At 68.8% G+C, this 21078-nt stretch carries 22 protein-coding genes; 15 read left to right on the forward strand and 7 right to left on the reverse strand.

Translation table 11 applies throughout. The features are described from left to right. Positions 1–4 precede the first annotated feature (4 nt). Both yjgA and mog read left to right on the forward strand, forming a co-directional pair. Complete coding sequence (gene yjgA / locus ACS5PM_RS00540) at positions 5–622, forward strand: ribosome biogenesis factor YjgA (RefSeq protein ID WP_439384321.1); 618 nt, start codon at positions 5–7, stop codon at positions 620–622. Further along, complete coding sequence (mog, locus tag ACS5PM_RS00545) at positions 615–1220, forward strand: molybdopterin adenylyltransferase (RefSeq protein WP_439384323.1); 606 nt, start codon at positions 615–617, stop codon at positions 1218–1220. The genes yjgA and mog overlap by 8 nt, the downstream gene beginning before the upstream one ends. Positions 1221–1227: 7 nt before the next feature. Here the strand turns inward: mog and cysE are convergent, their stop codons facing one another. Together cysE and ACS5PM_RS00555 are read right to left on the reverse strand one after the other, a co-directional pair. Continuing rightward, positions 1228–2007, reverse strand: a complete 780-nt coding sequence (cysE, locus tag ACS5PM_RS00550) for a serine O-acetyltransferase (RefSeq protein ID WP_439384325.1) — start codon at positions 2005–2007, stop codon at positions 1228–1230. Positions 2008–2060: 53 nt separating this feature from the next. Then, on the reverse strand, positions 2061–2828 hold the full coding sequence (locus ACS5PM_RS00555) for an RNA methyltransferase (protein ID WP_439384327.1): 768 nt from the start codon (positions 2826–2828) through the stop codon (positions 2061–2063). A gap of 123 nt (positions 2829–2951) precedes the next feature. Between ACS5PM_RS00555 and ACS5PM_RS00560 the strand changes: the two genes are divergently transcribed. The 10 genes from ACS5PM_RS00560 to ACS5PM_RS00605 all read left to right on the forward strand — a co-directional run bounded on the left by ACS5PM_RS00560 (position 2952) and on the right by ACS5PM_RS00605 (position 13417). After that, positions 2952–3881 (forward strand): inositol monophosphatase family protein, encoded by a 930-nt coding sequence (locus tag ACS5PM_RS00560; RefSeq protein WP_439384329.1) that lies wholly within the window; start codon positions 2952–2954, stop codon positions 3879–3881. Positions 3882–3903: 22 nt separating this feature from the next. Further along, complete coding sequence (gene mutS / locus ACS5PM_RS00565) at positions 3904–6498, forward strand: DNA mismatch repair protein MutS (RefSeq protein ID WP_439384331.1); 2595 nt, start codon at positions 3904–3906, stop codon at positions 6496–6498. Continuing rightward, on the forward strand, positions 6495–7319 hold the full coding sequence (locus ACS5PM_RS00570; RefSeq protein ID WP_439384333.1) for a proteasome-type protease: 825 nt from the start codon (positions 6495–6497) through the stop codon (positions 7317–7319). The genes mutS and ACS5PM_RS00570 overlap by 4 nt, the downstream gene beginning before the upstream one ends. A gap of 189 nt (positions 7320–7508) precedes the next feature. Continuing rightward, the gene (gene pyrG, locus ACS5PM_RS00575; protein ID WP_439384335.1) at positions 7509–9179 is read left to right on the forward strand and encodes a CTP synthase; all 1671 of its coding nucleotides are present in this window, start codon (positions 7509–7511) and stop codon (positions 9177–9179) included. Then, positions 9176–10033, forward strand: a complete 858-nt coding sequence (kdsA, locus tag ACS5PM_RS00580; protein WP_439384337.1) for a 3-deoxy-8-phosphooctulonate synthase — start codon at positions 9176–9178, stop codon at positions 10031–10033. Before pyrG ends, kdsA begins: the two co-directional genes overlap by 4 nt. A 17-nt stretch (positions 10034–10050) precedes the next feature. Further along, a complete protein-coding gene (locus tag ACS5PM_RS00585; protein WP_439384339.1) occupies positions 10051–10356 on the forward strand; it encodes a DUF1330 domain-containing protein in 306 nt (101 codons plus the stop codon). A gap of 90 nt (positions 10357–10446) precedes the next feature. Further along, a complete protein-coding gene (gene eno, locus ACS5PM_RS00590; protein ID WP_439384341.1) occupies positions 10447–11730 on the forward strand; it encodes a phosphopyruvate hydratase in 1284 nt (427 codons plus the stop codon). A gap of 9 nt (positions 11731–11739) precedes the next feature. Then, positions 11740–12009, forward strand: a complete 270-nt coding sequence (locus ACS5PM_RS00595; protein ID WP_439384343.1) for a septum formation initiator family protein — start codon at positions 11740–11742, stop codon at positions 12007–12009. A 99-nt stretch (positions 12010–12108) separates the two neighbouring features. After that, complete coding sequence (gene pnuC, locus ACS5PM_RS00600; protein WP_439384345.1) at positions 12109–12741, forward strand: nicotinamide riboside transporter PnuC; 633 nt, start codon at positions 12109–12111, stop codon at positions 12739–12741. Further along, on the forward strand, positions 12722–13417 hold the full coding sequence (locus ACS5PM_RS00605; protein WP_439384347.1) for an AAA family ATPase: 696 nt from the start codon (positions 12722–12724) through the stop codon (positions 13415–13417). Before pnuC ends, ACS5PM_RS00605 begins: the two co-directional genes overlap by 20 nt. Here ACS5PM_RS00605 and hslO read toward each other — a convergent pair. Together hslO and ACS5PM_RS00615 are read right to left on the reverse strand one after the other, a co-directional pair. Then, positions 13400–14362, reverse strand: coding sequence for an Hsp33 family molecular chaperone HslO (gene hslO, locus ACS5PM_RS00610; protein WP_439384349.1), 963 nt, complete (start codon positions 14360–14362; stop codon positions 13400–13402). The genes ACS5PM_RS00605 and hslO overlap by 18 nt on opposite strands. 14 nt (positions 14363–14376) lie before the next feature. After that, complete coding sequence (locus ACS5PM_RS00615; RefSeq protein WP_439384351.1) at positions 14377–14901, reverse strand: gamma carbonic anhydrase family protein; 525 nt, start codon at positions 14899–14901, stop codon at positions 14377–14379. Positions 14902–14952: 51 nt separating this feature from the next. On the opposite strand from ACS5PM_RS00615, the gene ACS5PM_RS00620 reads away from it, so the two are divergent. Both ACS5PM_RS00620 and ACS5PM_RS00625 read left to right on the forward strand, forming a co-directional pair. Continuing rightward, positions 14953–15744: a ferritin-like domain-containing protein gene (locus ACS5PM_RS00620; RefSeq protein ID WP_439384353.1), complete on the forward strand. Its 792-nt coding sequence runs from the start codon at positions 14953–14955 to the stop codon at positions 15742–15744. Positions 15745–15806: 62 nt separating this feature from the next. Then, positions 15807–17249, forward strand: coding sequence for a serine/threonine protein kinase (locus tag ACS5PM_RS00625; protein WP_439384355.1), 1443 nt, complete (start codon positions 15807–15809; stop codon positions 17247–17249). 4 nt (positions 17250–17253) lie between these two features. Here the strand turns inward: ACS5PM_RS00625 and ACS5PM_RS00630 are convergent, their stop codons facing one another. Continuing rightward, the gene (locus ACS5PM_RS00630; RefSeq protein WP_439384357.1) at positions 17254–17847 is read right to left on the reverse strand and encodes a MarC family protein; all 594 of its coding nucleotides are present in this window, start codon (positions 17845–17847) and stop codon (positions 17254–17256) included. Positions 17848–18063: 216 nt separating this feature from the next. Between ACS5PM_RS00630 and ACS5PM_RS00635 the strand changes: the two genes are divergently transcribed. Then, positions 18064–19008: a porin gene (locus ACS5PM_RS00635; protein WP_439384359.1), complete on the forward strand. Its 945-nt coding sequence runs from the start codon at positions 18064–18066 to the stop codon at positions 19006–19008. Between the two features lie 35 nt (positions 19009–19043). Here ACS5PM_RS00635 and xerD read toward each other — a convergent pair whose 3' ends face one another. Beyond that, complete coding sequence (gene xerD / locus ACS5PM_RS00640) at positions 19044–19976, reverse strand: site-specific tyrosine recombinase XerD (protein WP_439384361.1); 933 nt, start codon at positions 19974–19976, stop codon at positions 19044–19046. Continuing rightward, positions 19973–21067: a tRNA epoxyqueuosine(34) reductase QueG gene (gene queG, locus ACS5PM_RS00645; protein ID WP_439384363.1), complete on the reverse strand. Its 1095-nt coding sequence runs from the start codon at positions 21065–21067 to the stop codon at positions 19973–19975. Before queG ends, xerD begins: the two co-directional genes overlap by 4 nt. Between the last annotated feature and the right edge of the window lie 11 nt (positions 21068–21078).

Below are 21078 nucleotides of genomic sequence, written 5' to 3' on the forward strand. Positions count from 1 at the left end.
AGCCATGCGCCGCGCGTTCCACGACAACGACCATTCCCCCGCGATCGACCCTGACGACAGCGTCGACGAGGCCCGACTCCTCCCTGACCGGCCCAGCAAATCCGCCCTGAAGCGGCAGATGCACGACCTGCAGGCCCTGGGCCTGGAGCTGTCAGAGCTGCCCGAGTCGCGTGTCGACAAGCTCGAGTTGCCTGAGTCGCTTCGCGACGCGATCGCGGAGTACCGCCGCACCCGGTCGCACGAGGGCCGACGCCGCCAGTTGCAGTTCATCGGCAAGCTGATGCGCCAGGCCGACGAAGCGCAGATCCGGGAAGCCGTGGCAGCGTACAAGCTGGGCAGCGCCAAGGAGACGCTCGCCCTGCACGAGGCCGAGCGCTGGCGCGAGGAACTGCTGGCCGACGATGACGCCGTCACCCGCTGGCTCGCCCGCTTCCCCGGGACGGACGTTCAGCAACTGCGCAGCCTGGTGCGCGCGTCGCGCAAGGATGCCAAGGCCGAGGCACCGGAGCAGCGCCACGGTCGCAGTTACCGAGAGCTGTTCCAGCTTGTCAAGGCTGCCCTGGCCACCGCTTCGACGAGCCCGTCGGACGACTCGGGCGATGAGGAAGACAGCGATGAGTGAAGACGCCAGCGCCGGCTTCGAGCGCGTCCGCATCGGCCTTGTCTCGGTCAGCGATCGGGCCTCCACCGGCGTGTACCAGGATCAGGGGATCCCGGCGCTGCAATCCTGGCTCGGCCGTGCCGTGCGCAACCCGATGGACTGGGAGACCCGGCTCATCCCCGACGAGCAGGCGCAGATCAGCGCCACGCTGATCGAGCTGGTCGACCAGGCTCGCTGTGACCTGGTGCTCACGACGGGCGGCACGGGCCCTGCACTGCGCGACGTGACGCCCGAGGCCACGCTGGCGGTGGCCGACAAGGTGATGCCCGGTTTCGGCGAGCAGATGCGCGCCATCAGCCTGCGCTTCGTGCCGACGGCGATCCTGTCTCGCCAGGTGGCGGTCATCCGCGGCAAGGCCCTGATCATCAACCTGCCGGGGCAGCCCAAGTCGATCGCCGAGACGCTGGAGGGCCTGTCGCAAGGCACGCCGCCGGCACCCGGCATCTTTGCAGCGGTGCCGTACTGCATCGACCTGATCGGCGGGCCGTACATCGAAACCGATGCCGCCGTCTGCGACGCCTTCAGGCCGAAATCAGCCCGGCGGCCCCCGGCCGCCTGAAGCGCGCCTACTTGACCAGCCGGTTCAGGCGCTCGGCGTCGAAGTGCTCGGTCGTCTGGGCGTCCTGCGGCACGCACTCTTCGTTCGGCAGTTCCCGCGCGCGGATCGACAGCTTCTCGATCGCCTGCCACAGCAGGGCGATCTGGTGCTCGTGGGAGCCGGCGTTGTCGATCAGGCCCTTCATGGCCTGGGCGACCGGGTCGTCGCCATTGGTCACGCCGTAGGCCGAGAAGCCCAGCTTGGCAGCGGTTGCTTCGCGGGCCGCATCCAGCTCGCGCAGGATGATGCGTGCCGGGTTCCCGACCGCCGTGGCGCCCGCCGGCACCGGCTTGGTGACCACCGCGCCCGAGCCCACGCGCGCCCCGTCGCCGACCGTGAAGCCGCCGAGGACTGCCGCGTTGGCGCCGACGATGACGCCCTGGCCCAGCGTCGGATGGCGCTTGGCGCCCTTGACCAGTGAAGTGCCCCCCAGGGTGACGCCCTGGTAGATGGTGCATTCGTCGCCGATCTCGGCCATCTCGCCGATGACGATGCCCATGCCGTGGTCGATGAAGACGCGGTGGCCGATGGTGGCGCCGGGGTGGATCTCGATACCGGTGAGCCAGCGTGCAAGGTGCGAGACGAAGCGGCCGAGCCACTTCAGTCCGTGCGTCCAGCACCAGTGGGCGCGGCGGTGCAGCACCAGCGCGTGCAGGCCGGGATAGCAGGTCAGCACTTCCCAGGTGGTGCGCGCTGCGGGGTCGCGCTCGAGGATGCAGGCAATGTCTTCGCGCAGTCGAGCGAACATGGTGCGTCCCGTGTCGGGGCCGTTGCGAAAGCGGGTTTCAGTGTAGCGGGCGATCAGGCATCCGGCCCCCCAGGGGCTTTGCCCCGGGCCGCCGCCAGCCGCTGCATGGCCGTCGCGATCCCACGCAGGATGTGCACCTCTTCGGCCGTCAGGGCCGCACGGTTGGCCAGCTGGTTCAACCGCGGCAGCAGCTTCTTGGGCGCTGCTGGATCCAGGAACCCGATGTCGATCAAGGCCTGCTGCCAGTGGCCGAGCAATCCCTGCACCGCCGCGCCATCGGCCCACGCCACGGGCGGCGTGCGCGCCGCGACCGCGAAACCGCCCAGCGCCTGTCGCCATTCGTACGCCAGGACCTGGACCGCCTGCGCCAGGTTGAGGGAGCCATAGGCCGGATCGGTCGGGATGCTGATGCAGGCATGGCAGCGGTAGACGTCCTCGTTGGCCAGACCGAATCGCTCGCCGCCGAAGACGAAGGCGACGCGGTGGCCCTCGCCGGCCAGGGACGCGAAACGCTCCCGGGGCGAGAAGGTCGGCGGACCGAAGTCGCGCGGGGTCATCGCCGTCGCACAGGCGTGGGTCACGCCCTCCAGCGCCTCGGCCAGCGTGTCGACGATCCGCGCGCCTTGAAGCACCTCGGTCGCCCCACTGGCCATGGCCAGGGTCTCCTCGCGCGACAGCACGTCGGCAAACCGCGGCGCCACCAGCACCAGGTCGCCAAATCCCATCACCTTCATGGCCCGCGCGGCCGAGCCCACATTGCCGGGGTGGCTCGTGTTCACGAGCACGAATCGCGTCGGATCGGCGGACAGGGGCACGGTCATGGGCGGCTAGAATCGAAGGCTTATCGCGCGGATTGTCCCCGGTGTGTCCGGATGCCGACCGCGCCCGCTCTTTGCCCCCGCCAGCCCGGTTCCCCCACGCCTGTCCAGCTTCGCCGCTTGCCCATGTCGACTTCCATCCATCCCATGCTGAACATCGCCATCAAGGCGGCCCGCAACGCGGGGGCAATCATCAACCGGGCCTCGCTGGATGTCGACCTGCTCCAGATCACCGCAAAGAACACCAACGACTTCGTGACCGAAGTCGACCACGCGGCCGAAGCCGCCGTCATCGAGACCATCCTCACCGCCTACCCGGCCCACGCCATCCTGGCCGAGGAGTCGGGCCGCCAGCACGGCGCCAAGCACAGCGACTACCTGTGGATCATCGATCCGCTGGACGGCACCACCAACTTCATCCACGGCTTCCCGGTGTACTGCGTGTCGATCGCGCTGTCCTTCCGCGGCAAGGTCGAGCAGGCCGTCGTCTACGACCCGACGCGCAACGACCTGTTCATGGCCTCCAAGGGCCGCGGCGCCTTCCTCAACGACAAGCGCCTGCGCGTGTCCAAGCGCATCCGGCTGGGCGAAGCCCTGGTCGGCACCGGCTTCCCCTTCCGCAAGGGGGACAACTTCCAGCGCTACATGAAGATGTTCGAGGCGGTGGCGCCGCACTGCGCCGGCCTGCGCCGGCCGGGTTCGGCCGCGCTGGACCTGTGCTACGTGGCCGCCGGCTGGTACGACGGATTCTTCGAGACCGGCCTGAACCCCTGGGACGTCGCTGCGGGTTCGCTGATGATCACCGAGGCCGGCGGCCTGATCGGCAACTTCACCGGCGAGGCGGACTTCCTTCACCAGCGCGAGGTGGTGGCCGGCACGCCCAAGGTCTACGGCCAGCTGGTGCAGTTGCTCGCCCCTTTCACCCGCATCATCAAGGCGGACGAGCCGGACGCGCCGCCGCCCGCTCCCGCCCCCCAGCCGGCCGCCGAGCGCAAGCCGCTGCGCATCCGCAAGGCCAAGCCGGTCACCGACGAGACCGACGAACACGCCGACTGACCCGCCCCATTCCGCCTCGACGATGAAGAGCGAGAACCTGCCGGTGCAGGACTTCAGCGCCCACACGCCCATGATGCAGCAGTACCTGCGCATCAAGGCGGCGTACCCGGACACGCTGGTCTTCTACCGCATGGGCGATTTCTACGAGCTGTTCTACGACGACGCCCGCAAGGGCCACCGGCTGCTGGACATCACGCTCACCACCCGCGGCCAGAGCGCCGGCGAGCCGGTGGTCATGGCCGGCGTGCCGGTGCATGCGGTCGAGAGCTACCTCGCCAGGCTGCTCAAGCTGGGCGAGTCGGTCGCCGTGGCCGAGCAGGTGGGCGATGTGGCGACCGCCAAGGGCCCGGTCGAGCGCAAGGTCGTGCGTGTCGTCACACCCGGCACCGTCACCGACAGCGAGCTGCTGGACGACCGCGCCGACACCCTGTTGCTGGCCATTCACCGCGCCCGCGGGGTTCATGGCCTGGCCTGGCTGGGCGTGTCCAGCGGGCAGCTCGGCGTGGCGGAGTGCAGCGAACGCGAACTGCCTGGCTGGCTGGCACGTCTGGCACCGGCGGAGATCCTGTTCGATCGCGACGACGTCCCTGCGCCGCTGCGCCAGGTCAAGGCCACGCTCACCGCTCGCCCGGCCTGGCAGTTCGATGCCGGCCTGGGCCAGCGCAAGCTTTGCGAGCAGCTCCGCGTGGCCTCCCTGGCGGGCTTCAATGCCCAGGATCTGACCTCCGCCCACGCCGCCGCCGCGGCGCTGCTGGCCTACGCCGAGCACACCCAGGGCCAGGCGCTGGCCCACGTGAACTCGCTGACCGTCCAGCGCGCCAGCGAGCTGCTGGAGCTGCCGCCCGCGACTCACCGCAACCTCGAGCTCACCGAGACGCTGCGCGGCGAGCGGTCCCCCACCTTGCTCTCCCTGCTCGACACCTGCCGCACGGGCATGGGCAGCCGGGCGCTGCGCCAGTGGCTGACCCATCCGGCGCGAGACCGCAGCGTCGCCCAGGCTCGCCACGCGGCGATCGCCCAGTTGCACGCCAGCGGTTTCGAGGGCCTGCGCGAGGCCTTGCGGGCTGTGAGCGATGTCGAACGGATCGCCTCCCGCATCGCGCTGCGCCAGGTGCGTCCGCGCGAACTTGCGGGCCTGCGGGCCACGCTGGCCGGCCTGCCTTTGCTCCGGGCTGCTGCGCCTCGCGGCACGGCCCTGCTGGACGGCTGGCACGCCGCTCTATCGCCGGATCCGGCCATCGCCGCCCTGCTGCAGCGCGCAGTGGCGGAAGAGCCGGCCGTCCTGCTGCGCGAAGGCGGCGTCATCGCCACCGGGTTCGACCCGGAGCTCGACGAGCTGCGCGCCATCGGCCAGAACTGCGACGCCTTCCTGCTCGACCTGGAGGCCCGCGAGCGTGCCCGGACGGGCATCGCCAACCTGCGGGTCCAGTTCAACCGGGTGCACGGCTTCTACATCGAGGTCACCTCCTCGGGGCTGGACAAGGTCCCCGCCGACTACCAGCGCCGGCAGACGATGAAGAACGCCGAGCGCTTCATCACGCCCGAGCTCAAGACCTTCGAGGACAAGGCGCTGTCGGCCCAGGACCGCGCGCTCGCCCGTGAGAAGTGGCTCTACGAGCAATTGCTTGAGCAGCTCCAGAACTGGCTGACGCCGCTGGCGGCGCTGGCGCGAGCCCTGGCCGGGCTCGACGGTCTGGCGGCGCTTGCCGAGCGGGCCGCCACGCTGGACTGGTGCCGGCCCGAGTTCGTCAACCACCCCTGCATTGACATCGAGGCGGGCCGTCATCCGGTGGTCCAGGCCCGGCTGCAGGAGACCGGCGGCGCGGAGTTCATCCCCAACGACTGCCGGCTCGACGCCCGTACCCGGCTGCTCGTCATCACCGGCCCGAACATGGGCGGCAAGAGCACCTACATGCGCCAGGTGGCGCTGATCGTGCTGCTCGCCGCCATGGGCTCCTACGTACCCGCGCGCGCCTGCCGCCTGGGTCCGATCGACGCTATCCACACCCGCATCGGCGCCGCCGACGACCTCGCCAACGCCCAGTCGACCTTCATGATGGAGATGACCGAGGCAGCCGCCATCGTGCATGGCGCCACCGAGCAGTCGCTGGTGCTGATGGACGAGATCGGCCGCGGCACCTCCACCTTCGACGGCCTGGCGCTGGCCTCGGCGATAGCCACCCAGCTGCACGACCGGAACAAGGCCTTCAGCCTGTTCGCCACCCACTACTTCGAGCTCACCGAGTTTCCGCGCCGGCACGAGCGTGCGCTCAACCTGCACGTGAGCGCCACGGAGAGCGGCGACGACATCGTGTTCCTGCATGCCATCGAGCCGGGCCCCGCCAGCCGCAGCTACGGCGTACAGGTGGCGCGGCTTGCCGGCATGCCGCCGGTGCTCATCCGGCAGGCCCGGGCGGCCCTGGAGGCGCTCGAGGCCCAGTCCCGCGAGCGTGACGCGCAGGTCGACTTGTTCGCCGCCCCGCCGGCGCCTCCGGCCGCCTTGCCCTCGCCGGTGGAAGAGGCGCTGGCCCGCATCGAGCCGGACACCCTGACGCCGCGCGAGGCATTGGACGCGTTGTACCGTCTGAAGCAAATCCAACAGAAGGCACAGGCATGACTTACTGCGTAGGCATCCGGCTCAACGCCGGCCTGGTGTTCCTCTCCGACTCGCGCACCAACGCGGGCCTCGATGCGATCAGTACCTTCCGCAAGATGATCGTCTACGAGAAGCCGGGCGATCGCTTCATGGTGCTGCTTTCGGCCGGCAACCTGTCGATCTCGCAGTCGGTGCGCGAGATCCTGCAGGTCGAGCAGATTCCCCAGGGCGACCGAGAGCCGCTGACCATCTGGAACGCCACCAGCATGTTCGACGCGACGCGGGTGCTCGGCAGCGCGGTGCGTCGCGTCTACGACCACGACGCCCAGGCCCTGCACAACGCGGGGGTGGATTTCAACGCCAACATGATCTTCGGCGGCCAGATCCGGGGAGAGGCGATGCGGCTCTTCCACACCTACTCCGCGGGCAACTTCATCGAGGCGACGCGCGAGACCTGCTTCTTCCAGATCGGCGAGAGCAAGTACGGCAAGCCGATCCTGGACCGGGTGCTGACGCCCACCACGCCGTTGGAAGAGGCGGCCAAGTGCGCCCTGGTATCGATGGATTCGACACTGAAGTCCAACCTCTCCGTCGGCCTGCCGCTGGACCTGCTCGTCTACGAAGAGGGCCGGCTGCAGAGCAACAACATCGCAGTCATCGACGAGCACAACCCGTACTTCCGCATGATCCGCGGCACCTGGGGCCAGCGGCTGCGCGAGGTCTTCGAGGCGATCGACGACCCCCACTGGAGCGGCCAGGACACCACCCACCCGCTGCTGTGGCCCTCCGAGCGCTTCGAGCCCATGCGCAAGATCCGCCACCCCCGCGAGAAGATTGTTTAGCCCCCACGCCCCCTGCCGGGGGCTGCCCCCCGAGGGGGCTCGCGCAGCGGACCGGCAAAGCCGGATCCGCGCACGCCCTTGGCCAACTCAAGCGACGCGTGGCCGAAGTAGACACTCGTATAATGTCTCTTTACCACCACGGCACTCCTGCATGCGGCCCGCCCCGGCCGCGCAAGAGTGCCTTTTGACATGACCAAGTTCGTCTTCGTCACCGGCGGTGTGGTGTCCTCCCTCGGCAAGGGCATCGCGTCAGCGTCTCTCGCCGCGATCCTTGAATCGCGGGGCCTGAAGGTCACCCTGATCAAGCTGGACCCGTACCTCAACGTGGATCCGGGCACCATGAGCCCCTTCCAGCATGGCGAGGTGTTCGTGACCGACGACGGTGCCGAGACCGACCTCGACCTCGGCCACTACGAGCGCTTCATCACGACGCGCATGCGTCGCACCAACAACTTCACGACCGGCCAGATCTACAAGACCGTGCTCGAGAAGGAGCGCCGCGGCGACTACCTCGGCAAGACGGTGCAGGTGATCCCCCACGTCACCAACGAAATCCAGGAGTACGTCAAGCGCGGCGCCGGCGTCGGCACGCCCGAGGCGGTCGACGTGGCCATCGTCGAAGTCGGCGGCACGGTGGGCGACATCGAGTCCCTGCCCTTCCTCGAGGCCGTGCGCCAGATGAGCCTGAAGCTCGGGCCGAACCACACCGCCTTCGTCCACCTCACTTATGTGCCGTGGATAGCCGCCGCTGGCGAGCTCAAGACCAAGCCCACCCAGCACACGGTGCAGAAGCTGCGCGAGATCGGCATCCAGCCCGACGCCCTGCTGTGCCGCGCCGACCGCCACATCCCCGACGACGAGCGCGAGAAGATCTCGCTGTTCACCAACGTGCCGTTGCACGGCGTGATCTCGATGTGGGACGTGGACACCATCTACAAGGTGCCGCGCATGCTGCACGAGCAGGGCCTGGACGAGATGATCTGCATGAAGCTGCAGTCGCTTACCCGCCCCGCCGACCTGCGCCGCTGGGACACCCTGGTGCACGAAGTCGAGCATCCGCGCGGCGAGGTCACGATCGGCATGTGCGGCAAGTACACCGATCTGTCGGATTCGTACAAGTCGCTGAACGAGGCGCTGCGCCACGCCGGCCTGCACAACCACGTGCGAGTCAAGATCGAGTACATCGACGCCGAGACGCTGAACGACGAGCGCGCCGATGCGCTGCTGGCCAAGGTCGACGCCGTCCTCGTGCCCGGCGGCTTCGGCAAGCGCGGCGTCGAGGGCAAGATCCACGCCGCCCAGTTCGCCCGCGAGCACAAGGTGCCCTACCTCGGCATCTGCCTGGGCATGCAGGTCGCCACGATCGAGTACGCCCGCCACCTGGCCGGCCTGGAAGGCGCCAACTCCACCGAGTTCGACCCGAACTGCACGCACCCGGTGATCGCCTTGATCGACGAGTGGCAGGATCGCGACGGCTCGATCCAGAAGCGCGACGCCAACTCCGACCTGGGCGGCACCATGCGCCTGGGCGCGCAAAGCTCCGACGTGAAGCCGGGCACCCTCGCCCACGAGATCTACGGCCCGGTCGTCACCGAGCGTCACCGCCACCGCTACGAGGCCAACGAGCACTACCTCGACCGCCTGCAGCAGGCCGGCCTGGTCATCTCGGCCATCACCCAGCGCGAGAAGCTGACCGAGATGGTCGAACTGCCGCGCGACCAGCATCCCTGGTTCGTCGGTGTGCAGTTCCACCCCGAGTTCAAGTCGACCCCGTGGGACGGCCATCCGCTGTTCATCAGCTACATCAAGGCGGCGCTGGCCCACCAAGCGCAGCGCCAGCAGGAAAAGGCGGCGGCATGAAGCTGTGCGGCTATGACGTGGGCCTCGACAAGCCCTTCTTCCTCATCGCCGGCCCCTGCGTGGTCGAGAGCGAGCAACTGCAGATGGACGTGGCCGGCCGGCTGAAGGAGATCACCTCCAGGCTGCGCATCCCTTTCATCTTCAAGTCCAGCTACGACAAGGCCAACCGCTCCAGCGGCACCTCCTTTCGAGGCCCCGGCATGGAAAAGGGTCTGGAGATCCTGGCCAAGGTGCGCCGCGAGCTGCAGGTGCCGGTGCTGACCGACGTCCACTCCGAAGCCGAGATCACCGAGGTGGCCAAGGTGGTGGACGTGCTGCAGACGCCCGCCTTCCTCTGCCGCCAGACCGACTTCATCCATGCGGTCGCTCGCAGCGGCAAGCCGGTGAACATCAAGAAGGGCCAGTTCCTCGCCCCGCACGACATGAAGAACGTGATCGACAAAGCCCGCGCCGCCGCGAAGGAAGCGGGCCTGCCGTCGGACGTGTTCATGGCGTGCGAGCGCGGTGCCAGCTTCGGCTACAACAACCTCGTTTCGGACATGCGCAGCCTGGCGATCATGCGCGAGACGGCAGCGCCGGTGGTGTTCGACGTGACGCACTCGGTGCAGTTGCCGGGCGGCCAGGGCACCAGCTCCGGCGGCCAGCGCGAGTTCGTGCCGGTCCTGGCGCGCGCCGGCATCGGCGTCGGTGTGGCGGGCCTGTTCATGGAGACCCATCCTGATCCCGCCAATGCCTTGTCCGACGGGCCCAATGCCGTGCCGTTGAAGCACATGGCGGCGCTTCTGGAACAACTGGCAGCGCTGGATCGCGTGGTGAAGTCCCAGCCGTTGCTGGAGAACGACTTCAGCTGCTGACAAAGAGGGAGCGCCTGATGGCCCACGGCTACCTGCTCGTGACGATGAACGTCACCGATCCCGAGCGCTACAAGCAGTACATGGCGGAAGCGCCGAAGGCGGTCAAGGCCTACGGGGGCGAGTACCTGGTGCGAGGCGGCCGGCACGAGACGCTCGAAGGCGACTGGGCCCCGCACCGCGTGGCGGTGTTGCGCTTCCCTAGCTACGAGAAGGCCAAGGCCTTCTATGACGACGCGCAGTACACGCGGATCCGCGAGCTGCGCAAAGGTGCCACCGAGTACTTCCACATGGTGCTCGTCGAAGGCTTCGAAGGCGTGGTCTGAGCCGGGCCCGCGTCAACTTGATGCCCGCAGGTAACGGATTTCCGGCATCCTGCGCGCCGCGAAATTGTCCAAACCCAAAGTGAGACTTCCATGAGTGCCATCGTTGACATCGTCGGGCGCGAGATCCTCGACAGCCGCGGCAACCCCACCGTCGAATGCGACGTGCTGCTGGAAAGCGGCACCCTCGGCCGCGCGGCCGTGCCTTCGGGGGCGTCCACCGGCTCGCGCGAGGCCATCGAGCTGCGCGACGGCGACAAGAGCCGCTACCTGGGCAAGGGCGTGCTCAAGGCCGTGCAGAACATCAACAACGACATCAGCGAGGCCGTGCTGGGCCTGGATGCCTCCGAGCAGGCCTTTCTCGACAAGACGCTGATCGACCTGGACGGCACCGACAACAAGAGCCGCCTGGGCGCCAATGCCACGCTGGCCGTTTCGATGGCCGTGGCCCGCGCCGCGGCGGAAGAGTCCGGCCTGCCCCTGTACCGCTACTTCGGCGGCATGAACGGCGTGCAGCTGCCGGTGCCGATGATGAACGTCATCAACGGCGGCGCCCACGCCAACAACAGCCTGGACCTGCAGGAGTTCATGATCATCCCGGTCGGCGCGCCCAGCTTCCGCGAGGCCCTGCGCTACGGCGCCGAGGTCTTCCACGCGCTGAAGAAGATCATCGACGCCAAGGGCATGAGCACCACCGTCGGCGACGAAGGCGGCTTCGCGCCCAGCCTGCCCAGCCATGAAGCCGCGATCCAGCTGATCCTCGAAGCGATCGACAAGGCCGGCTTCGAGGCCGGCGGCCAGATCGCCATCGGCCTGGACTGCGCCGCCAGCGAGTTCTTCAAGGATGGCAAGTACCACCTCGAGGGCGAAGGCCTGACGCTGTCCGCGCCCGAGTGGACCGACATCCTCGCCACCTGGGTCGACAAGTACCCGATCATCTCGATCGAGGACGGCATGCACGAAGGCGACTGGGACGGCTGGAAGCACCTGACCGAGCGCCTCGGCCAGAAGGTGCAGCTGGTGGGCGACGACCTGTTCGTCACCAACACCCGCATCCTGAAGGAAGGCATCGACAAGCGCATCGCCAACTCGATCCTCATCAAGATCAACCAGATCGGCACGCTGACCGAGACCTTCGCCGCCATCGAGATGGCCAAGCGCGCGGGCTACACGGCCGTCATCAGCCACCGTTCCGGCGAGACCGAGGATTCGACCATCGCCGACATTGCCGTGGGCACCAATGCCGGCCAGATCAAGACCGGCTCCCTGAGCCGCTCGGACCGCATGGCCAAGTACAACCAGCTCCTGCGCATCGAGGAGGACCTGGGCGACGTGGCGGTCTACCCGGGCCGCGGCGCGTTCTACAACCTCCGCTGATCTGCCCTCGTGCGCCTGCTGCCCCTCGCCCTCGCCGCGCTGCTGCTGCTCGTGCAGGCGGAGCTCTGGTTCGGCAAGGGCGGCAAGCCGCACGAGATGGCCCTGCGCAGCGAGCTGAAGGCCCAGCTGGAGGCCAACGCCGAGGCACGCTCGCGCAACGAGCAGCTGACAGCGGAAGTGGCGGACCTGCGCGAGGGCACCGAGATGGTCGAAGAGAAGGCCCGGCGGGAGCTCGGCATGATCCGGCCGGACGAGATGCTCGTCGTGATCACGAAATAGTGCCCCCACGCTCCCTTCCGGTCGCTGCCCCCCATGGGGGCGTTCGCAGCGGACCGGCAAAGCCGGATCCGCGCGAATCCCTTGGTTTGAAAGCCAGCGGTGTTTGAACTGCTGAGCCCGCTGCTGGCCGAAGCCTTCACGCTGTGGGGCAGCCCGACCACCTGGCTGGAGGTCGCGGGCTTCGTGCTCTCGGTCTGGATGGTGTTGTGCAACATGCGGGTCAACCCGCTGGCCTGGCCGCTGGCCATCGTCAGTTCGCTTCTGTATGCGCTGCTGTTCGCCAACAGCAAGCTCTATGGCGAGGCCTCGTTGCAGCTGTTCTTCGTGGTCGTGGCCGGCTGGGGCTGGTGGCAATGGCTGCGCGGCAGGGACGCCGACGGCACGGCCTTGAAGGTCCACCGCATGACGCATCGACAGGTCGCCACGGTGGCGGCCCTCACCTTGGCCGCCTGGCCTGCGCTCGCTGCGGCCCTGGCCCGCTTCACCGACTCCGACGTGCCCTGGCTCGACGCCCTGCCCACCGTCGGCAGCATCGCCGGCCAGTTCCTGCTGGGCCGCAAGCTGATCGAGAACTGGCCGGTGTGGCTGGCCGTGAACGTGGTGAGCCTGGGGTTGTTCAGCGTCAAGGCCCTGTGGCTGACCGTGGCGCTCTACGCGGTCTTTGCCGTGCTGTCCCTGGCGGGCTGGCGGTCCTGGATGAAGATCGAAGGCCATGTCGACGCCGCGCACTGAGCCGGTCATCCTGGCCATCGTCGGTGCGGAGAGCACCGGCAAGAGCACCCTCGCCCAGGCGCTGTCGGACCGCCTTGCTGCGGACACGGGTTGGCGCTGCACCTGGGTGCGCGAGCACCTGCGCGAGTGGTGCGAGCGCGAGGGCCGCACGCCCGCCGCTCACGAACAGGCTGCCATCGCCAGCGAGCAGGCGCGGCGCATAGACATTGCCGCCGCTTCGCATGACATCGTCGTGTGCGACACCACGCCGCTGATGACCGCGGTCTACCACCGCCACGTCTTCGGCGACCGCTCGCTGGATGCGGACGCGCTGGCCTGGCAGCGGCGCTGCACGCTCACGCTGCTGACGGCGCTGGACCTGCCCTGGCAGGCCGACGGCCTGCAGCGCGACGGGCCGCACGTGCGCGAGCCTGTGGACACCGCCGTGCGTGAGCTCCTCATCGGCGCCGGCCTGCCGTTCGTCGTCGTGGCAGGCCTGGGCCCGGCGCGCCTGGAGGCGGCCGCGGATGCGGTGGCACCCTGTCTGCGGCGCGCGGATGCGCCGGCTCCGGGCCTGTTCAGCCGCCTGGCCGCGCGCGACGCCGCCCAGCCCGAATGGCGCTGGGTTTGTGAAAGCTGCGACTCGCCGGATTGCGAGCACGCGGCCCGCAGACTGCGGCTACTGCAGCGAGGATGACGCCGGAGGCTGGTCGCGCCCGGGGGTGAACAGCTCTCCCACGTCGACCGGGTCGAAGTGGTACTGCTGGCCGCAGAAGTCGCAGCCGATCTCGATGTCGCCCCGCTCGGCGAGGATGGAATCGGCCTCTTCGCGCCCCAGGCCGCCCAGCATCGCCCGCACCCGTTCGCGCGAGCACGAGCAGGCAAAGCGCGGCGCCAGCGGCTCGAAGCGCACGACCTGCTCTTCCCAGAACAGGCGGCGCAGGATGGTGTCGGCATCCAGCGTCAACAGCTCCTCGCGCGTCAACGTCGCCGCCAGGTGCGCGATGCGGTTGAAGTGCTCGGACTGCCCGATCATGTCTTCGTTCGCGACGTTCACGCCGGCCAGGTTGGCGGCGCCTTCGATGGGCAGGCGCTGGATCAGCAGGCCCGCCGCCACCTTGTCGTCCGCCGCCAGCACCAGCCGGGTGTCGAGCTGCTCGGATTGCAGCATGTAGTGCTCCAGCACCTGCGAGAGCTGCTGCAGCGGCTCGCGCCGGTCGCCATGCAAGGGCACGATGCCCTGGTAGGGCTGCTGGCCGGGCAGGCGCTGCTCCGGGTCGAGGGTGATCGCGCAGCGGCCCTTGCCGTGGACGTTGAGCATCGCCTCCACCTGCGCATCGGCCGGCACCTCGCCGACGACCTTCGCGGTGGTGCGAAAGCTCAGGTCCGAACGCGCCTCGGCCACTGCCAGCTTCACCGGCCCGTCACCGAAGACCTGCAGGATCAGCGAGCCGCTGAACTTGATGTTGGCCTGCATCAGCGTGGCCGCCGCAGCCATCTCGCCCAGCAGCGTCTGCACCGGCAACGGGAAGCTTTCCCCGGCCTCGCGCCGGCGCAGCACCTCCTGCCAGCCGGTGCTCAGGCGCACCAGCATGCCGCGCACAGGCAGGCCGTCGAAAAGAAACTTGTGAAGTTCGTCCATGGATCGATGGTCTTTCAGCGGAGCTTCTTCAGCCCCTCGCGGTGACGGCGCGCATTGGCCACGTAGCGCTCGGCGGCTTCGTTCAGGCGGGCGATCTGCTCGGGCGTCAGCTCCCTCACCACCTTGGCAGGGGTGCCGACGATGAGCACACCATCCGGGAACTCCTTGCCCTCGGGCACCAGCGTGCCCGCGCCGACGAGGCAGTTGCGGCCGATGCGCGCGCCGTTGAGGATGACCGCCTGGATGCCGATCAGCGAACCGTCGCCTATCGTGCAGCCGTGCAGCATCACCTGGTGCCCTACGGTCACGCCCTGGCCGATCGTCAGCGGGTAGCCCACGTCGGTGTGCAAGACCGAGAGCTCCTGGATGTTGCTGCGCGCGCCGATCTCGAGCCACTCGTTGTCGCCGCGCAGCACGCACCCGTACCAGATGCTGCTCTCTTCGGCGAGGCTGACGCGTCCGATGACTTCGGCTGAATCGGCCACCCAGGCGGTGTCGGCGATGCGCGGGGCGTCTTCGCCCAATTGGTAGATGGCCATCGCTGCCCTCGTGGTTGGCCCTCCGCTGGAGGGCATCCGATAATTTTAGGGATGGAGCTGAGATCAGAGGCGCTGAAGGTCTTGTGTGTCGCCGAGCCGCACGAAAAGGCTCGCCGCGCGCGCGAGCTGCTGGACTCCGCACGTGCGGGCGCCGAGCCCGATGCCATGGCGGTACTGCAGCCATCGGATCCGCTGCCCGGCCGCCCGGACCGGCCGCTGCTGGTGCTGCCCGAGCAGGTGCCGCGCCGCACGCCCTTCACGCCCGAAGGCCGGGCGGCCCTGCTGCACGCGGTGTGCCACATCGAGTTCAACGCCATCAATCTCGCCCTCGACGCCGCCTGGCGCTTTGCCGGCATGCCGCAACGCTTCTACCTCGACTGGCTGCAGGTGGCCGGCGAGGAGGCCCTGCACTTCGACCTGCTGCGCACGCACCTTCAAAGCATGGGCCACGACTACGGCGACTTCGAGGCCCATGACGGCCTGTGGACCATGGCCGAGAAGACGCGCGACGACATCACGGCCCGCATGGCGCTGGTGCCCCGCACGCTGGAGGCGCGAGGCCTGGATGCCACCCCGCCCATGCAGGCCAAGCTGCGCAAGGCGGGCGACCTGCGCGCGGTGGAGATCCTCGACGTGATCCTGCGCGACGAGATCGGTCACGTCGCGATCGGTAACCGCTGGTATCGCTGGCTGTGCGAACGCGAAGGGCTCGACCCCCTCGCGGCCTATGCCGAGTTCGCTGCACGGTACGGTGCCCCGCGGCTGAAGGGCCCTTTCAATCTGCCGGCGCGTCGCGCCGCGGGCTTCGACGAGGCCGAAATCGATCGCCTTAATGCGACATAGTCGACGCGTCGAACTAAATCCGTCGCGGATAATTCGAGCCTTCCCGACGCCTCCCGAAATGCATGCCTGAGATTTCCGAGGACGCCACCCCGGCAGCGGTGCCGCCCCCGCTCGAGGAGCTGAACGCCCTTTCAGCCGGGACGCGTTTCGGAGAACTGGAGATCCTTCGCACGCTCGCCGTCGGCGGCTTCGGCATCGTCTACGTGGCCAGGGACCATGCGCTGGAGCGGCAGGTCGCCATCAAGGAGTACATGCCCGGGCAGCTGGCGCAGCGGTTCGGCGGCTCCCTCGTGTCGGTGCGCTCCGCCTCCTACAGCGAGACCTTCGACGTCGGCCGGCGCTCCTTCGTCAACGAGGCGAAGCTGCTCGCACGCTTCGATCACCGATCGCTGCTGAAGGTCTACCGCTTCTGGGAGGACAACGGCACGGCCTACATGCTGATGCCGTATCTGCAGGGCCGCACCCTGAAGCAGGCGCGCCAGGAGATGCGCGGCCGGCCGTCGCAGACCTGGCTGCTGGGCCTGATGAAGCCGCTGCTGGACGCGCTGGAGCTGCTGCACGCCGAGTCCGTCTACCACCGCGACATCTCGCCCGACAACATCCTGCTGCCCGACGACGGCGGCGATCCCATCCTGCTCGACTTCGGCGCCGCGCGGCACGCCATCGGCGACGGAACGCAGGCGCTCACCGCCATCCTCAAGCCGCGCTTCGCGCCCATCGAGCAGTACGGCGAGGCAGCCGGCCTGCGCCAGGGGCCGTGGACCGACCTCTACGCGCTGGGCGCGGTCATGTACTACCTGCTGCTCGGCCACACGCCGCCCGCGGCCACGACGCGCACGCTCGTCGACAGCTACCAGCCGCTGGCCCGCATGGGGCTGACCGGCTATTCGCCCTCGTTCCTGGCCGCCATCGACTGGTCCCTCGGCGTGCGGCCGCAGGATCGCCCAACCTCCGCGGCGCAGATGCGCGCGGCGCTGCTGGGCGAGCTGAGCCCCCCGGCGCCCGCCCCGGCGGCGCCTGGCGCCTCGGAGTGGGAGCACACCGTGTCCTTCGGGGACGAGCCGTCCGACAACGAAGCGATAGAGCTGCCGCTCGCCCCGGCTGGATCGACGAGGCTGGACGCCGCGCGACGCCGCTCCCGCCGAGCAGTGGTCTTCATCGGTTCAGCGGCGCTCGCGGCGGCGGGCCTGACGTGGTGGGCCCTGCAGGCGCACCGGCATCCCGCCGATACCGGCTCACCGCCGACAGCCGAGTCGACGCCCGGCCCCGTGACCGCGCCCTCCTCTGTCGCAGCGGCCGCACCGCCGAGCGGCGTCGCGCCAAAACAAGCCGCCGCTTCGGCCGCACCGAGACCGCTGGATCCGCGCCAGGCGTGCGAGGGACGCAACTTCATCGCGAAGGAGATCTGTCTCGCGCGCCAGTGCCAGAAGCCGGCCTATGCGAACCACGCCGAATGCGTGAAGCAGCGCGACTACAGGACGCAGCGCGAGCGCTTCGGCAACTGAAGCTCTACTCGAAGAAGTAGCGCTTCAGGCCCGCCAGGATCATCTCCACCGCGATCGCGGTGAGCACCAGGCCCATCAGCTTTTCCAGGGCCGACACCATCGGCGTGCCCAGCAGCTTGCGGATGCGCTCGGCGGCCAGCAGCACCACGCCGCTGATCGCCATGGCCAGCGTCAACGCGCCGACCCAGTGGGCGATGCGCTCAGGCTGGCGCGAGGCCAGCAGCAGCACCGTCGCCATGGCCGATGGGCCGGCCAGCAGCGGCACCGCCAGCGGGAAGATCATCGGCTCGCGCTTGCCGTCGCTGGCGTAGATCTCGCCGCCCGAGGCGAAGATCATGCGGATGGCGATGATCAGCAGGATCACCCCGCCGGCCACCTCCAGCGAGCGCTCGGAAAGGTGCATCAGGCTCAGGAAGCCCTGGCCGGTGAACATGAAGGCCAGCAGCACTCCGAAGGCGATGGCCACCTCGCGGACTGCCACCACTGTTCGCCGCTCCGGCGCCACGCCGCGCAGGACCGAGATGAAGATCGGCAGGCTGCCGAACGGATCCAGCACCAGCAGCAGCAACACGAAGGCAGAGACGAAGGTGTGATCCATGGCGGGCGATTGTGCCCGCGGGCCTGGGCGCCCCCGTGCGTCGCAGTCTCGCCACAGACAAGGGCCGACTCCACAGAACGTTGAGGGCAGCGCGGGCCGATCGCGCCATCGGGGACGAAGGCTGCAACAGAATGCAACCGCTTTCGCGCACCTCATGCGAGCTCTCGCAGCGCCCGGTGCACGTTGCCCCCCCCGTACAACACAAGGAGTCTCGTCTTGAGAACGCTTGCCCTGGCCGCGTCCCTGGCCACCCTGGCCGCCACCCCGGCCTTCGCCCAGAGCTCGGTCACGATCTACGGTCGCCTCAACCTCAGCGTGGAAAGCGTCAAGGTCCAGGAAGAAGATCGCCAGGGCGAGGTCCGCGACAACTCCTCGCGCATCGGCTTCAGCGGTGTCGAGGACCTCGGCGGCGGCCTGAAGGCCGGCTTCCAGATCGAGCACGGCTTCGACGCCTCCACCGGTCAGGCGGGCGACGCCTTCTGGGGCCGGCAATCGGAGGTCAACCTCGGCGGCAGCTTCGGCACCGTGCGCCTGGGACGCTTCACGAGCGAAGCCTATTACGCGACGGCCGACTACGTCAGCCTGCACAACCACGACACCGGCGATTCCGCCGATGCCTTCTACCTGCCCATCTCGGCGCTGACCGACCGCAATCGCAACAAGATCGGCTACCGGTCGCCCGAGCTGAACGGCCTCGTGCTGCACGCCGCGCTGGGCCTGAAGGAAGGCACCGACACCGACCAGCTCTACGACCTCGCCGCCGACTACGACAACGGCCCGCTGCACCTGGGCGCCGGCTTCGAGAAGCTGGGCGACGTCAAGCAGTACGCCGTGCGGGCGCTGTACGAGTTCGGCTCGACGACCCTGGGCGGCTACCTCGAGCACACCAGCATTCCGGTGCTGGGCGACGCGACGCACTTCCGCATCGCGGCGATGTACACGCTGGGCGCTTCCGAGTTCCACCTCAACATCGGCCGGGCCGGCGAATACAGCCAATGGGACAAGAGCGACGCGGTGCAGTGGACGCTGGCCTACAACTACAACCTCAGCAAGCGCACCAAGGTCTACGCCTACTACACCCGCCTCGGCAAGGACAGCGTCCTGATGGCCTACGGCGGCAACTTCGACGCGCTGGCCCTCGGCATCCGCCACAACTTCTGAGCATCCGGAGCCGGCCTCGTACCGGCTCTCGCGTTTCAGCCCCTCGGGTGATGCCGCGCATGCAGCGACTTCAGCCGCTCGCGGGCCACGTGGGTGTAGATGGTCGTGGTCGAGATGTCGGCATGGCCCAGCAGCATCTGCACGGCCCGCAGGTCGGCGCCGTGGTTGAGCAGGTGCGTCGCGAAGGCGTGCCGCAAGGTATGCGGTGACAGCGGCACCGTGATGCCGGCGCGCGCGGCGTACTTCTTGACCAGCGTCCAGAACATCTGCCGCGTCATGGCGCCGCCGCGCGCGGTGACGAACAGGTCCGGGCTGGCCTGGCCCGCAAGGATGGCCGCGCGCCCTTCGGCCAAGTAGCGGGTGATCCAGCTGGCCGCCTCGTCGCCGAAGGGCACCAGGCGCTCCTTGGCCCCCTTGCCGGTCACTCGCAACACCCCGTCATTCAGGCTCAGGCGCACCGTCGGCAAGTCAACCAGCTCGCTCACCCGCAGGCCGCTGGCGTACATCAGCTCGAGCATGCAGCGGTCGCGCAGGCCCAGCGGACTGCCGACGTCCGGCGCGCCCAGCAAGGCCTCGACCTGCGCTTCGCTCAAGGTCTTGGGAACCCGCAGGGCCTGGCGCGCGCTGTCCAGGCGCAGCGTCGGATCCGCGCTGACGAAGCGCTCGCGCAGCGCCCAGCGGTAGAAACGGCGGAAGACCGCCAGCCGGCGGTTCGCGGTGGTGGCGCGAGAGGCGTCGTGGCGCTCGACCGCGTAGCGGCGCAAATGCTCTTCATTGACAGCGACCAGCGTCGCGCCGCCGGTGGCATGCAGCCACTGCGCGAACAGGGTCAGGTCACGGCGATAGGCGGCCAGCGTGTTGGCCGCCAGGCCGTCCTCGACCCACAGGGCCGAGACGAAGGCATCGATGAGCGGATCGGGCGAGGCAGGGCCTGAAGCTTCCATGGGCGAAGATGGCTTGCGGCTCATCGGGTGGCCGCTCCGAGCGCCCAGTCGATGTGCTCTCGCACCAGCTCGTTGCTGGACGCGCGTTCGGCCGCCAGGGCGGCCCGCATCTCGGCCGAGGCCGCGTCGCCTGCCGCGATGGCGTTGCCCATCGCCACCGCCAGGTTGCGCCGCCAGCGAGCATGACCGATGCGGCGGATCGGGCTGCCCTCGGTGCGGCGCAGGAACTCGCTCTCGTCCCAGGCCCACAGCCCCAGCAAGGTGGCCGCATCCAGTGGGTCCCTGGAGTCGAAGTCGGCCAGCGTAGCCCGGCGGGCGTACTTGTTCCACGGACAGGCGAGCTGGCAGTCATCGCAACCGTAGATGCGGTTGCCCATCAGCCGACGGAACTCGACCGGGATCGCGCCGTGGTGCTCTATCGTCAGGTACGAGATGCAACGGCGCGCGTCCAGCCGGTACGGCGCGACGATGGCCCCGGTGGGACAAGCGGTGAGACAGGCCTCGCAGTGGCCGCAGTGCGCGGACGCAGGTGCCGTCAACGGCAAGGCGAGGTCCACATAGATCTCGCCAAGGAAGAACATCGAGCCGCCTTCGCGTGACAGCGCCAGCGTGTGCTTGCCCCGCCAGCCCAGGCCGCTGCGGGTGGCGAGTTCGGCCTCCAGCACCGGGGCCGAGTCGGTGAAGACTCGGTGCCCGAAGGGGCCTATGACCTCGGCGATGCGGTCGGCCAGGGCCTGCAGTCGCTGGCGCAGCACCTTGTGGTAATCGCGCCCTCGGGCATAGATCGAGATCACGGCCTCGCCCGACACGGCCAGCCGCTTCGTCTCACGCTCGGTCCAGTCTTCGGCGGTATCGCGCGGAAGGTAGTCCATGCGGGCGGTGATGACCCGCACCGTGCCCGGCACCAGCTCGGCGGGACGGGCGCGCTTGAGCCCATGCACCTGCATGTAGCCCATCTCTCCATGGAACCCGGCGGCCAGCCAGTCGAGCAGGCCCTTCTCGGCCGCGCTCAGGTCCACATCGGCCACGCCGATCTGGGAGAATCCGAGCGATCGCGCCCAGCCGGGCAGTTGTTGCGCGACCAGCGCCGCCACGTCCTGACCTTGACGACTCATCCGCCGATTCT

Source organism: Ideonella flava, from assembly GCF_051857595.1.
GTDB lineage: Bacteria > Pseudomonadota > Gammaproteobacteria > Burkholderiales > Burkholderiaceae_C > Ideonella.

Bases quoted from the DNA above. Each gene is read 5' to 3' on its own strand.
- yjgA (WP_439384321.1), top strand. From the start codon at position 5: ATGCGCCGCGCGTTCCACGACAACGACCATTCCCCCGCGATCGACCCT.
- mog (WP_439384323.1), top strand. From the start codon at position 615: ATGAGTGAAGACGCCAGCGCCGGCTTCGAGCGCGTCCGCATCGGCCTT.
- cysE (WP_439384325.1), bottom strand. From the start codon at position 2,007: ATGTTCGCTCGACTGCGCGAAGACATTGCCTGCATCCTCGAGCGCGAC.
- ACS5PM_RS00555 (WP_439384327.1), bottom strand. From the start codon at position 2,828: ATGACCGTGCCCCTGTCCGCCGATCCGACGCGATTCGTGCTCGTGAAC.
- ACS5PM_RS00560 (WP_439384329.1), top strand. From the start codon at position 2,952: ATGTCGACTTCCATCCATCCCATGCTGAACATCGCCATCAAGGCGGCC.
- mutS (WP_439384331.1), top strand. From the start codon at position 3,904: ATGAAGAGCGAGAACCTGCCGGTGCAGGACTTCAGCGCCCACACGCCC.
- ACS5PM_RS00570 (WP_439384333.1), top strand. From the start codon at position 6,495: ATGACTTACTGCGTAGGCATCCGGCTCAACGCCGGCCTGGTGTTCCTC.
- pyrG (WP_439384335.1), top strand. From the start codon at position 7,509: ATGACCAAGTTCGTCTTCGTCACCGGCGGTGTGGTGTCCTCCCTCGGC.
- kdsA (WP_439384337.1), top strand. From the start codon at position 9,176: ATGAAGCTGTGCGGCTATGACGTGGGCCTCGACAAGCCCTTCTTCCTC.
- ACS5PM_RS00585 (WP_439384339.1), top strand. From the start codon at position 10,051: ATGGCCCACGGCTACCTGCTCGTGACGATGAACGTCACCGATCCCGAG.
- eno (WP_439384341.1), top strand. From the start codon at position 10,447: ATGAGTGCCATCGTTGACATCGTCGGGCGCGAGATCCTCGACAGCCGC.
- ACS5PM_RS00605 (WP_439384347.1), top strand. From the start codon at position 12,722: ATGTCGACGCCGCGCACTGAGCCGGTCATCCTGGCCATCGTCGGTGCG.
- hslO (WP_439384349.1), bottom strand. From the start codon at position 14,362: ATGGACGAACTTCACAAGTTTCTTTTCGACGGCCTGCCTGTGCGCGGC.
- ACS5PM_RS00615 (WP_439384351.1), bottom strand. From the start codon at position 14,901: ATGGCCATCTACCAATTGGGCGAAGACGCCCCGCGCATCGCCGACACC.
- ACS5PM_RS00620 (WP_439384353.1), top strand. From the start codon at position 14,953: ATGGAGCTGAGATCAGAGGCGCTGAAGGTCTTGTGTGTCGCCGAGCCG.
- ACS5PM_RS00625 (WP_439384355.1), top strand. From the start codon at position 15,807: ATGCCTGAGATTTCCGAGGACGCCACCCCGGCAGCGGTGCCGCCCCCG.
- ACS5PM_RS00630 (WP_439384357.1), bottom strand. From the start codon at position 17,847: ATGGATCACACCTTCGTCTCTGCCTTCGTGTTGCTGCTGCTGGTGCTG.
- xerD (WP_439384361.1), bottom strand. From the start codon at position 19,976: ATGAGCCGCAAGCCATCTTCGCCCATGGAAGCTTCAGGCCCTGCCTCG.
- queG (WP_439384363.1), bottom strand. From the start codon at position 21,067: ATGAGTCGTCAAGGTCAGGACGTGGCGGCGCTGGTCGCGCAACAACTG.